The 13,606-nt window shown below is 72.0% G+C and carries 16 protein-coding genes; 10 read left to right on the top strand and 6 right to left on the bottom strand.

Features of this window, described 5'->3' with window-relative positions:
• Nucleotides 1–52: 52 nt before the first annotated feature.
• The 3 genes from IE239_RS20495 to IE239_RS20485 form a co-directional block, all read right to left on the bottom strand.
• Nucleotides 53–937 (bottom strand): hypothetical protein, encoded by an 885-nt coding sequence (locus IE239_RS20495; RefSeq protein WP_190150800.1) that lies wholly within the window; start codon nucleotides 935–937, stop codon nucleotides 53–55.
• Nucleotides 938–1,036: 99 nt separating this feature from the next.
• Nucleotides 1,037–1,699, bottom strand: a complete 663-nt coding sequence (locus IE239_RS20490) for an RNA polymerase sigma factor (protein WP_190150799.1) — start codon at nucleotides 1,697–1,699, stop codon at nucleotides 1,037–1,039.
• A gap of 385 nt (nucleotides 1,700–2,084) precedes the next feature.
• Nucleotides 2,085–2,492 (bottom strand): hypothetical protein, encoded by a 408-nt coding sequence (locus IE239_RS20485; protein ID WP_190150798.1) that lies wholly within the window; start codon nucleotides 2,490–2,492, stop codon nucleotides 2,085–2,087.
• Between the two features lie 137 nt (nucleotides 2,493–2,629).
• Here IE239_RS20485 and IE239_RS20480 point away from each other — a divergent pair, with 137 nt between their 5' ends.
• Nucleotides 2,630–3,106 carry a DUF1877 family protein gene (locus IE239_RS20480; protein WP_190150797.1) on the top strand — a complete coding sequence of 159 codons (477 nt, stop codon included), beginning with the start codon at nucleotides 2,630–2,632 and terminating at the stop codon, nucleotides 3,104–3,106.
• Nucleotides 3,107–3,141: 35 nt separating this feature from the next.
• Here the strand turns inward: IE239_RS20480 and IE239_RS20475 are convergent, their stop codons facing one another.
• A complete protein-coding gene (locus IE239_RS20475; protein WP_190150796.1) occupies nucleotides 3,142–4,362 on the bottom strand; it encodes an RNA-guided endonuclease InsQ/TnpB family protein in 1,221 nt (406 codons plus the stop codon).
• A 17-nt stretch (nucleotides 4,363–4,379) separates the two neighbouring features.
• On the opposite strand from IE239_RS20475, the gene IE239_RS20470 reads away from it, so the two are divergent.
• Complete coding sequence (locus IE239_RS20470) at nucleotides 4,380–4,538, top strand: Arc family DNA-binding protein (protein ID WP_190150795.1); 159 nt, start codon at nucleotides 4,380–4,382, stop codon at nucleotides 4,536–4,538.
• Nucleotides 4,539–4,633: 95 nt separating this feature from the next.
• Here the strand turns inward: IE239_RS20470 and IE239_RS20465 are convergent, their stop codons facing one another.
• Together IE239_RS20465 and IE239_RS20460 are read right to left on the bottom strand one after the other, a co-directional pair.
• Entirely contained in the window at nucleotides 4,634–5,188 is a 555-nt protein-coding gene (locus IE239_RS20465; RefSeq protein ID WP_190150794.1) for a hypothetical protein, read from the bottom strand.
• Between the two features lie 131 nt (nucleotides 5,189–5,319).
• Nucleotides 5,320–6,912, bottom strand: a complete 1,593-nt coding sequence (locus IE239_RS20460; RefSeq protein ID WP_190150929.1) for a beta-N-acetylhexosaminidase — start codon at nucleotides 6,910–6,912, stop codon at nucleotides 5,320–5,322.
• 285 nt (nucleotides 6,913–7,197) lie between these two features.
• Here IE239_RS20460 and IE239_RS20455 point away from each other — a divergent pair, with 285 nt between their 5' ends.
• From IE239_RS20455 to IE239_RS20420, 8 genes are all read left to right on the top strand, one after another.
• Nucleotides 7,198–7,752: a 2-oxo-4-hydroxy-4-carboxy-5-ureidoimidazoline decarboxylase gene (locus IE239_RS20455; RefSeq protein WP_190150793.1), complete on the top strand. Its 555-nt coding sequence runs from the start codon at nucleotides 7,198–7,200 to the stop codon at nucleotides 7,750–7,752.
• A gap of 289 nt (nucleotides 7,753–8,041) precedes the next feature.
• Nucleotides 8,042–8,422: a succinate dehydrogenase, cytochrome b556 subunit gene (sdhC, locus tag IE239_RS20450; protein ID WP_078504082.1), complete on the top strand. Its 381-nt coding sequence runs from the start codon at nucleotides 8,042–8,044 to the stop codon at nucleotides 8,420–8,422.
• Between the two features lie 5 nt (nucleotides 8,423–8,427).
• Nucleotides 8,428–8,910 (top strand): succinate dehydrogenase hydrophobic membrane anchor subunit, encoded by a 483-nt coding sequence (locus IE239_RS20445; protein WP_190150792.1) that lies wholly within the window; start codon nucleotides 8,428–8,430, stop codon nucleotides 8,908–8,910.
• 19 nt (nucleotides 8,911–8,929) lie between these two features.
• Nucleotides 8,930–10,684, top strand: a complete 1,755-nt coding sequence (sdhA, locus tag IE239_RS20440; RefSeq protein WP_190150791.1) for a succinate dehydrogenase flavoprotein subunit — start codon at nucleotides 8,930–8,932, stop codon at nucleotides 10,682–10,684.
• Nucleotides 10,684–11,463: a succinate dehydrogenase iron-sulfur subunit gene (locus tag IE239_RS20435; protein ID WP_190150790.1), complete on the top strand. Its 780-nt coding sequence runs from the start codon at nucleotides 10,684–10,686 to the stop codon at nucleotides 11,461–11,463. The genes sdhA and IE239_RS20435 overlap by 1 nt, the downstream gene beginning before the upstream one ends.
• A gap of 165 nt (nucleotides 11,464–11,628) precedes the next feature.
• Complete coding sequence (locus tag IE239_RS20430) at nucleotides 11,629–12,246, top strand: Uma2 family endonuclease (protein ID WP_190150789.1); 618 nt, start codon at nucleotides 11,629–11,631, stop codon at nucleotides 12,244–12,246.
• A gap of 403 nt (nucleotides 12,247–12,649) precedes the next feature.
• Entirely contained in the window at nucleotides 12,650–13,066 is a 417-nt protein-coding gene (locus IE239_RS20425; protein WP_190150788.1) for a hypothetical protein, read from the top strand.
• Nucleotides 13,067–13,071: 5 nt separating this feature from the next.
• On the top strand, nucleotides 13,072–13,599 hold the full coding sequence (locus tag IE239_RS20420; protein WP_190150928.1) for a thiol-disulfide oxidoreductase DCC family protein: 528 nt from the start codon (nucleotides 13,072–13,074) through the stop codon (nucleotides 13,597–13,599).
• Nucleotides 13,600–13,606 lie beyond the last annotated feature (7 nt).

The raw sequence follows: 13,606 nt of genomic DNA, 5'->3' as shown, positions 1-13,606 counted from the left end.
CGGGGCCTCTCCTGTGGGGGGTGGCGGCCTCGGCCGTTGCCGTGGCGGCGGGTCACCCGCCGCTGCCGGCCCCGGTGTCCTGCGCCTTCGCCGGATCCGCCGCCTTGGCGGAAGTCCCGGGCTTCGCGGACGCGGGGGGCTTCGCGGGCGTCACAGCGCCGCCGCTCCCGGAACCGCTGTCCGCGCCGGAACCCTTCTCGCCGCCGGAACCCTTCCCGGCGCCGCCGCCCTGCCCCCGGGCCGGGCTCCTTTCGGGCTTCGCGGGTCCGTCCGCCGTGTCACCGCCGGGCTTGCCGCTGCCCGCGCCGTTCGCCGTCCGCCGCTCCTGGGCCGCGCAGTACGCCGGGACGTTCTTCTCGCCGCCCGCGGCCGTCACAAGCCGCCGCCAGGCGGTGGAGTCCATCGCGTCGCCCCGCCCCCGGACCTTGTCGTAGGCGCGGCAGTGGGCGTCGTCGTCCCCGGCGCTCGCGGGGCGGTCCCGGTCGGCCTCGTCCGTCGTGGAGGGGGCGGCGGAACTCGTCCCGGACGGGTCCGAGGCGTCGGCGGGCGCCCCCGCCGACGGCTCGGTGCGCCTCGCGCCGTCGGCCCCGTCGCCGTGGACGCCGGAGCCGATCGCGGCGAACGCGGCCCCGCCCAGCGCGAGGCCGGCGACGAGAGCGCAGAGCGTGACCCGCAGCGAGCGCACGGTGTGGCGTCGCGCCCTGGGCCGCCAGTCGTCCCGGCGCCGGGTGCGGACGTGGTGCGCACCCGCCTCCCGGGCGGTCCGGAAGGCGGCGAGCGCCCGCAGTTCGCCCTCGCTGCCCTCGCCCGCAAGGTCGCCGGGTTCGCGCAGGGCCTGGGCGAGCCGCGCCTCGAACCCCGGCGGTCCGGGGACGCCGTCGTCAGGGTGCGCGCGGCGACGGCCGTGGCCCGCGCCGTCGTTCAGCCGTTCACCCATGTCCGTTTCCGCCTTCGTCCCATGCATCCGCCGGGACCGCTCGACCGCTGGTCCCGCGTTGATCCCTCACTGATCCATACGGTTCGCGAACGTTTCCGTTCACGTCGACTCCCCCAGCGTCCTGGGGCCGCCATCCGTCACACCTTCGCCGTCGCGACCGTCCGCGCCGCCCGCACCGTCCGCGCCGGCCACGCCCAGCTCGCGGGCGAGCCTCTTCAGGCCCCGGTGCGCGGCCGTGCGCACGGCGCCGGGCCGCTTGCCGAGCACCCGCGCCGCGGCGGGGCCGTCCAGTCCGACGACGACCCGCAGCAGCACGGCCTCCGCCTGGTCCCGGGGCAGTCCGCGCACCAGTTCCAGCGCCTGCGCGGTGGACAGGGACTCCAGCGCCTGGTCGTGCGTGCTGTGCGGCCCGGGCAGGTCGAGGACGGCGTCCTGGTCCAGCCCCGCCGAGCGCGGCCGCACCCGCAGCCGGCGCAGGTGGTCGAGCGCCCGGTGCCGGGCGATGGTCGCCGTCCAGCCGCGGAAGCCGGCCCCGTCGCCGCGGAACCTCCCCAGATCCCGGGCTATCTCCAGCCAGGCGTCGGAGGCCACGTCCTCCGCGTCGTCGCCGACGATCCCTCGCAGGTAGCCGAGCAGTCCGGGCTGCACGATCCGGTACGCCATCGCGAACGCGGCCTCGTCGCCGTCCTGGGCCCGCGCCACGGCCGCGCCCAGTTCCCCGTCGTAGGCGTGCGCGCGCCCGGGTTTCCCTCCCTGGCCCAAGACTTTCCTCGTTCGTACGGAGTTCGTTGCGGGCGCGCGGCTCCCCCGCCGGACACGTCCGGATGCGGCCAGGCCCCCACGGTCAACAGCGCCGGGCCGCACAGAAGTGTCACAGGGTGCGGTCGGGCCACGGCTCTGCGGGCCCGCCCGTGCGGCGTGCGGCGGTAGAGCCGCGGAGCCTCCTCCGCGTCGCCGGCCTCAAACCGGTCGACGGCCCCGCAGAGCGGTTGCCGGGCCCTCCTGCCGGACCCGCCCGCCGGGCCCGCCCGCCGGGCATCCGCGCGCCGACCGTCCGGCCGGACCTGGCGCCGGGCCCGTCGGCCCGCCGCACCGGAGCCTCGCCGACGTGCGCCCCGAGCCGAGGCGGCGGCCGGCCCGGCGCCGGTCACCGCCTCCCGCGCATCGCGTCCCGGCACAGCAGCCGCAGGGAGCCGTGGCCGGCGAAGCAGCGGCGGGCCTCGTCCAGGGGCTCCCACAGACGGCCGTCCGGGGTGCGGACCCAGTGGTCGCCGCCGGCGCCCCACCACTCGGCGCCGGTCTGCCGGACGATCACCTCTCCTGCGTAGGCCCCGAGACCGCGCAGCAGCTTCTCCGACTCCGGGAGCGGGGCGCCCGCGCGGCGCAGTTCCTCGATCAGCCGGTCGACGCGCCACAGACTCTGCGCCGAGTGGTCGAGGTGCGGGCGCACGTCCTCGCGCACGGCGGCCACGGCGTCCGCCGCCCAGCGCGCCGCTCTGGCGGCGGCGGAGGGCCGGCCGCCCGCCTGGTCAGTCGGTTGAGTCGTCCACGTCACAAAAGAAAGAGCGCCGCCCGGCCGTGATCCGTCACGCGGATCCGGGACCTCCCCGGGACCGGCACAGAGCCGCCCCGACTCCACCGCAGGACGGGCACAGAGGTGACGTTTCCGGGTCCGCGCGCGCTCTCCGGGTGATGAACGCCTACCTCCAGCTCCGCGCCGTGCCGCCGTCGGCACTGCGCAACAGCGCGACCTGGCTGCGGAAGCTGTTCGACGACCACCCCGCCGACGCCGCCGCCGACGACGCCGTGCGCGACCGGATGCGCCGGCACCGCGCGCAGCCCCTGGACGGCCACTACGGCGACCAGCAGCTGCTCTACCCCGACGCCCACGTCGTGCTCGGCGGCGAGCCCGTGCACCCGGCCGGAGCGAAGGGGGCGCCGCTGGTGGTGCTGACCGTCGCCCAGACGGCGCGGGTCGCCGCGTTCCTGGCGCGGAGCGACTTCGACGACCTGTGGCGCCCGGCCAGCGCCGCGCTGCTGCCCCGCTACGGGGGCCGTGCCGAGGAGACCCGCACCCGGGCCGCCTTCGCCTGCGCGCACCGGGAGCTGACGGACTTCTACACCGCGACCGCCCGCCACCGGGACGCGGTCGTCAAGTGGCTGCCTTGACATCCTCCCCCGGCTGAAGCCGGGGGATTCCTAGCTCAGGCTGCCTCCGGGAGCGGCGCTCCCGGGGGACTTCCACCATCAGCACCAGCCGGGTTGAGACCAGCCCGGACGAGCATCACACGTGCGGAGTTCTTGTCCCTGGGGGACACGGCTCCGCACGCGGTGCACGCATACGTTCGTTCAGAGAGGGGAAGTGCGTGCTTGGTTCTTGCACCGCACTCGGAGCAGTCCATCGTGGTGTGGGCCGGGTGCACCAGGTGCACGATACGGCCGTGCTTGCGGGCCATCTCGGTCAGCGCGGTCCTGGTCGCGCCGATCGCCGCGTCGGCGGCCTTGCGGGCCATGGTGGACTTCGCGAGGAACTTCGGCTTGAAGTCCTCGACGGCGAGCTGGTCGAAGTCGCGCACGACCGCCTTCGCCCACTTGCGGCCGGTGTCCTGGCGCTGACGGGCAACCTTCTTGTGGACCTTGGCCGCCGCGCGGGATGCCGCCCGGTAGCCCTTCGAGGCGGCCTTGCCGCGTGCGGGCTTCCGCCTCGCCATCTGCTTTTGGTACCGGGCCAGCTTCGCGGCGGCGGTGCGGCCATGCTGGGCGTGCGGAAGGTCGTGCGCGTCCGAGGTGGTGGTGGCGGTCTCCTTGACGCCCCAGTCGATCCCGATCGCCCGGCCCGTCGAGGGCAGCGGCTCGGCGGCGGTCTCCACGACGAACGAGGCGTACCAGTGGCCGAGGCTGTCGCGGTACACCCGGACCGACGTGGGGTCGGCGGGCAGGTCACGGGACCACACCACGGTCAGGGCGATGTCCCCGGCGAGGTGGAGACGGCCGTCCTTCAGCCGGAAGCCGCGCCGCGTGTAGTTCAGCGACGGCAGGGCGTCGCGCTTGCGCTTGATCCGGGGCATCCCGGCACGCTGCCGCATCGGCAGCCTGGCCTTGATGTCCTTCAAGGCTTTGGCGCGGGACTTGCCGAAGTCGCGGATGGTCTGCTGCTGCGGCACCGAAGCACCTTCGCGCAGCCATCCCATGGCGGTGCGGGCCTCGGTCAGCATCTTGTCGAGCTGCGCCGGACCGCACGTCACCTTCTCGGTGGCGTCCTTGTTCAGGCCGTGGACCTTGCGGGACATGGCCACGCATTCGTTCCAGATCCACCGGCAGCGCGCCCACTCGGCATCGAGTCCGGCCAGCGCGGTCGACGACACGCGAAGCCGGTAGGTGTACCGGGCATGCCCGGCCCCTTCGGCTATCACTGGTGTCGTCATGCCCTCATAATAGCACCATGGATAACGAAGTACGGATCACACTCCGCCTCCCCGAAGAACTCCGCGACTGGCTGCGTGACCACGCTCAGCGCGAGCGTCGGTCCCTCAACTCCGAGATCGTCTACATGCTTGAGGTCGCCCGCACCGCCGTGGGTGGAGACGACCAATCGCCTTGACGGCGATTGCTCTTTCCTTGCCCTGCTCCGCAGGGGTCCGATTCCTCCCCGGCCTGAAGGCCGGGGCATCCTCGGAGGTATCAGGTGACCGGCGTTCACCTGCGTCCGCGCGCCCGGCGCGACACCACCGCGCGCAGCACCCGGCGGCCCTCCGTGGACTCCTCCAGCGCGCGGCGCAGCCCGCTCGCCCCGTGGCCGGCGAGGACCTCCAGGACGGTGATCTGACGGCGCAGCTCTGCGGCGACGAGGGGTGACATGCCCTCGGTGCGGCCCTCGCGGCGCGCGTCGACCGGGTGCTCGTCGGTCGCCGCGTCGAGGAGACGGTGGATCTGGAGCGAGGCGACCGAGCAGGCGTCGGCCCAGACCCGCACCTCGTCGGCGCGGCGGTCGTCCGGGGCGGCGGCCAGCATCCGGTGGGCGAGGAGTTCCGCCTCGTCGCCCTCCTCGGCCGGGGATCCCAGCTTGCCCCGCGCCTGTTCCAGAAGTTCACCCCAGTCGGCGGCGTCGGAGGCCTCGGTGAGGTTCCTCCAGAGCGGCCGCAGGATGTCGTCGTCACCGCCGAGCAGGGGGACGCAGCGGTCCAAACAAGCCAGCCCGCTGGCGGCCAGTCCGCGGTCGTCGGCCTGAGCGATCAGTTCCACCAGGCTCATCCACGCCTCCCTCGCCAGGGCGCCTACCTTACGGAGCCCGCATTTCCCCTTTACTGCGTGCGACGGGCCAGGAGTGTCACAGGAGGTTTCCGGCCACGTCGGCGAGGGCCCGGCCGCTCCGCCCGGCGGGATCAGCCCAGCCGGCCGGCGAGCGCCGTGAACTGTGCCCAGGACAGCTGCGGAGTCCGTGCGTCCCACAGCTTCTGCGAGGTCGCCCGCAGCGGCATGCGGATGCCGGCCGCGACCTGGTCCTGCGTCTGGGAGTTCGCGAGGTCGCACCAGACCGAGAGGGAGCCGCCGAGGATCTGGGCGTCGTACTTCGCGGGCACCGGCGTCGTGCCGCGCAGCACCCGCGGGGTCCACTGCTGGTAGATCCGCCGGCCGGTGGGGTAGGCGAAGTCGTTGGGCTCGCCGAGGACGTAGTACAAGTACTCGTCGTTGTAGTTGAGCATCTTGCGCCCCGCGGCGAGGTACTCGACCGGCGGGCGCGCCCCGATCTCCTTGCCGGTCCAGTACGCGACCACGAGGCCGGAGGCCGGCTTGACCGACGTGCCGCGGAAGAAGCCGTCGTTCCACACCCGCATGGTCCGGTCGTGGGCGCGGACGGTGTCGGCGCGGTCGTTGAGCCAGCCCGTGGTGAGGTCGGCCACGCCCGCGCCGGAGCCGTACCGGGCCCTCGCCGCGGCGGCGAGCTGGGGGTAGGAGGCGGACGGGCTGGACACGGTCAGCGCCTGGTACTCGTCGCCGCCGAGATGCCAGTACGCGCCGGGGAACACGCCTGCGTATTCGTCCAGCAGGTCGTCGAGGAGGTTCGCGGACTCGTCCTTGGAGATGTCGATCGCCCCGCGGGTGGCCACGCCGCTCGCGTTGCGCAGCTGCAGCTCGGGATGGGCGGCGAGGACGGCGCCCAGGTGACCGGGCGAGTCGATCTCCGGCACGACGGTGATGTGCCGGCTCGCCGCGAGGTCGACGATCTTCTTCACCTGGGCCTTGGTGAGGTGCCGCGCGGCGACGATCTCCGGGTGGCTGTCGGACTGGATCCGGAAGGCCTGGTCGTCGGAGAAGTGCAGGCCGAGCTGGTTGTACTTGAGGTCGCCTAGCTCTCGCACCCGGTCCTCGATCCAGGCGGGGCTGAAGTACTTGCGGGCGATGTCCAGCGTGAACCCGCGCTGCGGTTTGGCCGGCTGGTCGCGCACGACGCCCTCGGGGGCGGTGCCGCCGCCGTGCACCTCCTGCTTGAGGGTGCGGGTGCCGTAGAACACGCCGGCGTCGGAGGGCCCGCTGATGGTGACCCGCCCGCCGCGCACGGTCATGGTGTACGACTCCGGGTTCGCGCCCTCGTCGTCGTTGAGCGCCAGCCTCAGGTCCCCGGCGCGCACGTCGTTCTTCTGCCCGGCGTACGCCAGTCCCAGCTCGCCGGCGATCAGCCGCCCCTCGTCGGCGAGCCCGGCGTCGCTCACCACGACCCGGCGGGTGGACGCGGGACGCCAGCCCGGGCCGCGGGCCGGGGTGTGGGAGCGGACGGCGGGGATGGTCCGGGGGGCGGTGGACAGAGGGTACGAGCGGCTGGGCGTCGGCGCCGCGGGCGGCACGGCGGCGGCGCCGACCGAGGTCCCGGCGGTCTGCCGGGAGGCGGCCGAACCCGCCGGGGTCCCGGCGCCCTGTCCCGACGAGGCCCACACGCCGAGTCCGACGCCGAGCGCGGCCACCAGCCCGCCCGCCAGCAGCGCCCGCAGCGCCACGGTCCGCTGCGGCCCGCGCCGCGAACCGCGCCGCGAACCGCGCCGCGACTCCTTCTTCGGCGCCGGACGCCGATGCCTGTGCCTGCTCACCCCGCCAACCGTACGGCCCTCATCCGGGGGAGGCGCGTCGAAGACTGCGCGACGGGGTCCACGACACGTTCGGAAACTCTCTCGTTCGAGTGAAATTCGGGCGTCCGTCAGACACGTACTGACTGCTCTCGGTAACGTAGCGACACATCTTTCACTGCATCCCCTGCCACATCACACGTGACGCGAGGATCCACGCTGCCTGCGCACCCTCTCTCCCCTCTCTCCGGCTGCATCGCCATACCGGCGCAGACCCGGAGCTCACCCACGCCCCTGCTCGACGGCTTCAACACCGCCCCCGTCGACGAGGCGCACCGCACCCTCCTCACGTGTCTGCGCAGCGTCAGCTGGGCCCGCCGGATCGCCGACCACCGCCCCTACCCGACGCTCGACGCCCTCCTGGCCGCGTCGGACGAGGCCGCATACGACCTGACCTGGGCCGATCTGGCCGAGGCACTGACCGCGGAGACCCTGCCCGCCCTGCCGGAGGACGCGTACGGAGCGGCCCACACGGCCCTGAGCGCGGCGCACGCGGCCTACGAGGCCCGCTTCGGCCACGCCTTCGTCATCAGCCTGGCGGCCGTCCCGCCGGACGAACGCCTGGACCGCGTCCTGGAAGGCATCCGGTCACGATTGGCGAACGATCCGGAGGACGAGCGGGTGGTGGCGTCGGAGGAACTCCGCCACCTCGGCAGAGCCCGGCTGGCGAGCCGCTTCAGAGGCACGGGCCCGTGAGGGGTTCCGGGGTGGCGACCCCTGCGGCGGCGGCGCGGGCCGCGAACGGCCCCGACCGGCACGCACACGGCGCATAACCGCACGAACCCGGGCAGACATCCGCACAACCCACCTCGGCGGCCGGGAACACTCACCCATATGCGTGCCACTTTGATCACACCGGTAGGCCCGGCGTAAGCCCGGCGGCGGTGCATGGCTACGATGCTGGGGGCCGGTGGACCGTACCCGGCCGGGCCCGTCCGACGCCGAAGCCGGCAGGCCCTGATCCCCGCTCCCGGAGGGTTCTTCCGTGCCGGCTGGAACGCTGTACCGCGGCCGGGAAGGAATGTGGTCCTGGGTGGCTCATCGAGTCACCGGCGTCCTCATCTTCTTCTTCCTGTTCGTCCACGTGCTCGACACCGCGCTCGTGCGTGTCTCCCCCGAGGACTACGACAAGGTCGTAGCCACCTACAAGACCCCGATCGTCGCGCTGCTGGAGTACGGCCTCGTCGCCGCCATCCTCTTCCACGCGCTCAACGGTCTGCGCGTCATCGCCGTCGACTTCTGGTCGAAGGGCCCGCGCTACCAGAAGCAGATGCTCTGGAGCGTCGTCGGCCTGTGGCTCGTGCTGATGCTCGGGGCGATCTACCCCGTTCTCGGGCACGCCGCTCGTGAACTGTTCGGGAGCTGACACCGATGGCCACCACTGAATCCACCGCAGCCGGTGTCGGCCCCGTCGAGGGCGGCTCGCTCTACGACGTCGACCACCCGGCGCCCTTCATCGAGGCCCCGCGCAAGCGCACGAAGAAGACCCCCAAGTCCACCCGGGGCAACTTCGAGATGGCCGCCTGGCTGTTCATGCGTCTGTCCGGCGTCGTGCTGGTCGTCCTGGTCCTGGGTCACCTGCTGATCCAGCTCGTCCTGGACGGCGGAGTCTCCAAGATCGGCTTCGCCTTCGTGGCCGGCCGCTGGGCCTCCCCGTTCTGGCAGGTCTGGGACCTGCTGATGCTGTGGCTCGCGATGCTGCACGGCGCGAACGGTCTGCGCACGGTCGTCAACGACTACGCGGAGCGCGCGAACACCCGGCTCTGGCTCAAGGGCCTGCTCTACACCGCCACGGTGTTCACCATCCTGCTGGGCACGCTGGTGATCTTCACCTTCGACCCGAACATCCGCTAGGCACGGGGCTGCGAGAATCATGAAGATCCACAAGTACGACACCGTCATCGTCGGCGCCGGCGGCGCCGGTATGCGCGCCGCCATCGAGTCGACGAAGCGCAGCCGCACCGCCGTGCTGACCAAGCTCTACCCCACCCGCTCCCACACGGGCGCCGCGCAGGGCGGCATGGCCGCCGCGCTCGCCAACGTGGAGGAGGACAACTGGGAGTGGCACACCTTCGACACGGTCAAGGGCGGTGACTATCTGGTCGACCAGGACGCCGCGGAGATCCTGGCGAAGGAGGCCATCGACTCCGTCCTCGACCTGGAGAAGATGGGCCTGCCGTTCAACCGCACGCCCGACGGCACGATCGACCAGCGCCGCTTCGGCGGTCACAGCCGCAACCACGGCGAGGCCCCGGTCCGCCGCTCCTGCTACGCGGCCGACCGCACCGGCCACATGATCCTTCAGACGCTGTACCAGAACTGCGTGAAGGAGGGCGTGGAGTTCTACAACGAGTTCTACGTCCTCGACCAGCTGATCACCGAGGTCGACGGCGTCAAGCGGTCGGCCGGCGTGGTGGCCTACGAGCTGGCCACCGGCGAGATCCACGTCTTCCAGGCGAAGGCCGTCATCTACGCCTCGGGCGGCTGCGGCAAGTTCTTCAAGGTGACGTCGAACGCGCACACCCTGACCGGTGACGGCCAGGCCGCCGTGTACCGGCGCGGGCTGCCGCTGGAGGACATGGAGTTCTTCCAGTTCCACCCGACCGGCATCTGGCGCATGGGCATCCTGCTGACGGAGGGCGCCCGCGGTGAGGGCGGCATCCTGCGCAACAAGGACGGCGAGCGCTTCATGGAGAAGTACGCGCCGGTGATGAAGGACCTGGCGTCGCGTGACGTCGTGTCCCGGTCCATCTACACGGAGATCCGCGAGGGCCGCGGCTGCGGTCCCGAGGGCGACCACGTCTACCTCGACCTCACCCACCTCCCGCCGGAGCAGCTGGACGCGAAGCTCCCGGACATCACCGAGTTCGCGCGGACCTACCTCGGCATCGAGCCGTACACGGACCCGATCCCGATCCAGCCCACCGCGCACTACGCCATGGGCGGCATCCCGACGAACGTCGAGGGCGAGGTCCTCAGCGACAACACGACGGTCGTCCCGGGCCTGTACGCGGCCGGCGAGGTCGCCTGCGTGTCGGTGCACGGCGCCAACCGTCTGGGCACGAACTCGCTGCTGGACATCAACGTGTTCGGCCGCCGGGCGGGCATCGCCGCCGCCGAGTACTCCCAGAAGGCGGACTTCGTCGAGCTGCCGGAGAACCCGGCCGAGCTGGTCGTCTCCCAGGTGGAGCGGCTGCGGGCGTCGACGGGGACCGAGCGCGTGTCGGTCCTGCGCCGCGAGCTGCAGGAGACCATGGACGCGAACGTCATGGTGTTCCGCACCGAGCAGACCATCAAGACGGCGGTCGAGAAGATCGCCGAGCTGCGCGAGCGCTACAAGAACGTGTCGATCCAGGACAAGGGCAAGCGGTTCAACACGGACCTGCTGGAGGCCGTCGAGCTGGGCAACCTCCTGGACCTGGCCGAGGTCATGGCGGTCTCCGCGCTGGCCCGCAAGGAGTCCCGCGGCGGTCACTACCGCGAGGACTACCCCAACCGCGACGACGTCAACTTCATGCGCCACACCATGGCGTACCGCGAGGTGGGCGACGACGGCAGCGAGACCGTCCGTCTCGACTACAAGCCGGTCGTCCAGACCCGCTACCAGCCGATGGAGCGTAAGTACTGATGGCAACCCCGACCCTCGACAAGGCGGACGCGGCCGGCGCCCCCGAGCCCGGCTTCGCCGACTCCCCGTACATCACGGTCACCCTCCGCGTGCGCCGCTTCAACCCCGAGGTCTCGGCCGAGGCGGTCTGGGAAGACTTCCAGCTGGAGATCGACCCGAAGGAGCGCGTCCTCGACGCCCTCCACAAGATCAAGTGGGACGTCGACGGCACGCTCACCTTCCGCCGTTCCTGCGCCCACGGCATCTGCGGCTCGGACGCGATGCGGATCAACGGCAAGAACCGTCTGGCGTGCAAGACGCTGATCAAGGACATCAACCCCGCCAAGCCGATCACGGTCGAGCCCATAAAGGGCCTGACGGTCCTGAAGGACCTGGTCGTCGACATGGAGCCGTTCTTCCAGGCGTACCGCGACGTGATGCCCTTCCTGATCACGAAGGACACCAACGAGCCGACGCGCGAGCGTCTCCAGACGGCCGAGGACCGCGAGCGCTTCGACGACACGACGAAGTGCATCCTGTGCGCGGCCTGCACGTCGTCCTGCCCGGTGTTCTGGAACGACGGGCAGTACTTCGGCCCGGCCGCCATCGTGAACGCCCACCGCTTCATCTTCGACTCGCGTGACGAGGCCGGCGAGCAGCGGCTGGAGATCCTGAACGACAAGGACGGCGTCTGGCGCTGCCGTACGACGTTCAACTGCACGGACGCCTGCCCGCGCGGCATCGAGGTCACCAAGGCGATCCAGGAGGTGAAGCGGGCGCTGATCACGCGCCGCTTCTGACGCCGCCTCCGGCACGTCGTCGAGGGCCCCGCCTCCCGGTTCACGCCGGGGGCGGGGCCCTTCGGCGTGCCGACGCCACGATCGGGTGAACGTGATCAAGAGGGACACCGGCGGGCCGCCCGGCCTACGATGATGTTCTCGACACCGGCCCCGAGGAGGCACGCGATGTCCGCTGCATCCGTCGAGCAGCCCTACGCCGACGAGCCGTTCTCGCTGACGGCCATCGCCGACGAGATCATGGAGCGTCATCCGGGCTACCGCGTCGAGATCGTCGGAGGTCACCTCCTCGTGACACCGTCACCGGATGCCCCGCACGCCCGTGCCCTGACAAAGCTCATGCGACCGTTCATCGCCGCAGGGCTCGACGACGGGGACAGCGAGGTCCTCCAGAACGTCGGGCTGTGGCTGCCGACGGGCGCGGAGGACTACGCGATTCCCGACCTCGTGATCGTCGACGCCGACATCGACGACCACTTCGTGGAGAACAACGCGTACGACCCCGGCTGCTTCCGCCTGGTCCTGGAAGTGACCTCGGGGAACTGGAAGGACGACCTCAAGACCAAGGTCGCCGCGTACGCCCAGGCGAAGGTGCCCGTCTACGTCGTCGTCGACCGCAAGCACCAGCGTGTCCACGTCCTCACCGAGCCGATCACGGGCGGTTACGACAGCCACCAGTTCTACGCGCCCGGCCAGTCCGTCACCCTGCCCGACGTCATCGGCGCCAAGGTCACCCTGGACGCCGCCGAGATCCTCGCGGCGGGCCGGGCGAAGAAGAGCGACTGACCTCTCGTCACGAGGCCTGCCACCGCGGGTCGCCGCCGGGCAGACGGCGCAGGCGGCCCCCAGGCCTTCGCGGCCCAGCGCCTGCTGTCGCTCTTGTGGTCCCGGAGGAAGACGTCCTCCGGGCGCCGCGGGCGAAAGGTCGCCGCCGGCGCTCGCGCCGAAGAACAGCTACGCATCCACGGCACCGCTCGACGCGCCGTTCGCCGTGGCCGTAGGCAGTCCGCCGAGATCGCCGGCCCCTGAGGGTACGCCCCCGGGCTTCACGTGCCGCTCCGAACGCCCCGCGCCCGGGCAGGCGTCGAGGCCGTACCCGTCACGCCACCCCCCTGTTGAACGTGTTCAAAAACAGCGCTAGAGTCGTCCTCGACAGCGTTTTGAACGCGTTCAAGAAAAGGTGGGGAACATGGACCGCACGGTCATCGCCTACGTCGTCTACCTGATCGTCAGCATCGCTCTGACGATCTGGGTGGCCAGGACCCTCAGCCACCACGGGCGGGTCTTCCTGGCCGACGTGCTCCAGGGGAACGAGAAGCTCGCCGACGCCGTCAACCACCTCCTGGTGGTCGGCTTCTACCTCGTCAACCTCGGCTTCGTCGCCCTCTATCTGAGCGGCGACGACACCATCGAGGACACCCGAGGCGTCTTCGAGGCCCTGTCGACGAAGCTGGGCGTGGTGCTGCTGGTGCTCGGGGCGATGCACCTGGCCAACGTCTACGTGCTGAACCGGATCCGGCGGCGCGGGGCCATGGAGCGCGAGCAGGTTCCGCCGGTCGCCCCGCAGGGCTGGACCGCTCCGTCGGCCCCCGCGGCCGGGGCGTGAGCACCATGCCGGTCCGCGCGGCCGCCCCGGCCGTCCAGGCCGCCGTTGACCGGGACGCCCGCCGCGTCCCGGTCCGCCGGCTCACCGTCCTCTACGACGCCGAGTGCCCGCTGTGCGGGTTCCTGCGCGACTGGCTGAGCCGGCAGCCACAGTTGGTGCCGCTGGAGTTCGTCCCGGCGGGCTCCGCCGAGGCGTGCGCCCGCCACCCGGGCCTCGACCATCGCGCCACCCTCGACGAGATCACCGTCGTCGGCGACTCGGGCCAGGTCTACCAGGGCGCCGCCGCCTGGATCGTGACCCTGTGGGCGCTGCGTGAGCACCGTCCGCTGTCACACCGGCTGTGCACGCCCGCCGGCGCGAAGGTCGCGCGGGCCGCCGTGCTCTCCGCCGCGAAGTGGCGGCGCGGACACCGGCGCGGCGCCGGCTGGGGCGGGGGCGTCTACCGCAGCGCCGACGGGTGGACGTACGACCCGTACGGGGGCTGGACCCACCACCCGCCGACCTGTGCCGACGGCCACTGCGCCACTGACTAGGCTCTCT

The sequence above is a fragment of the Streptomyces humidus genome, from assembly GCF_014649655.1.
Taxonomy (GTDB): domain Bacteria; phylum Actinomycetota; class Actinomycetes; order Streptomycetales; family Streptomycetaceae; genus Streptomyces; species Streptomyces humidus.
This window is presented reverse-complemented; position numbering and strand designations above follow the sequence as displayed.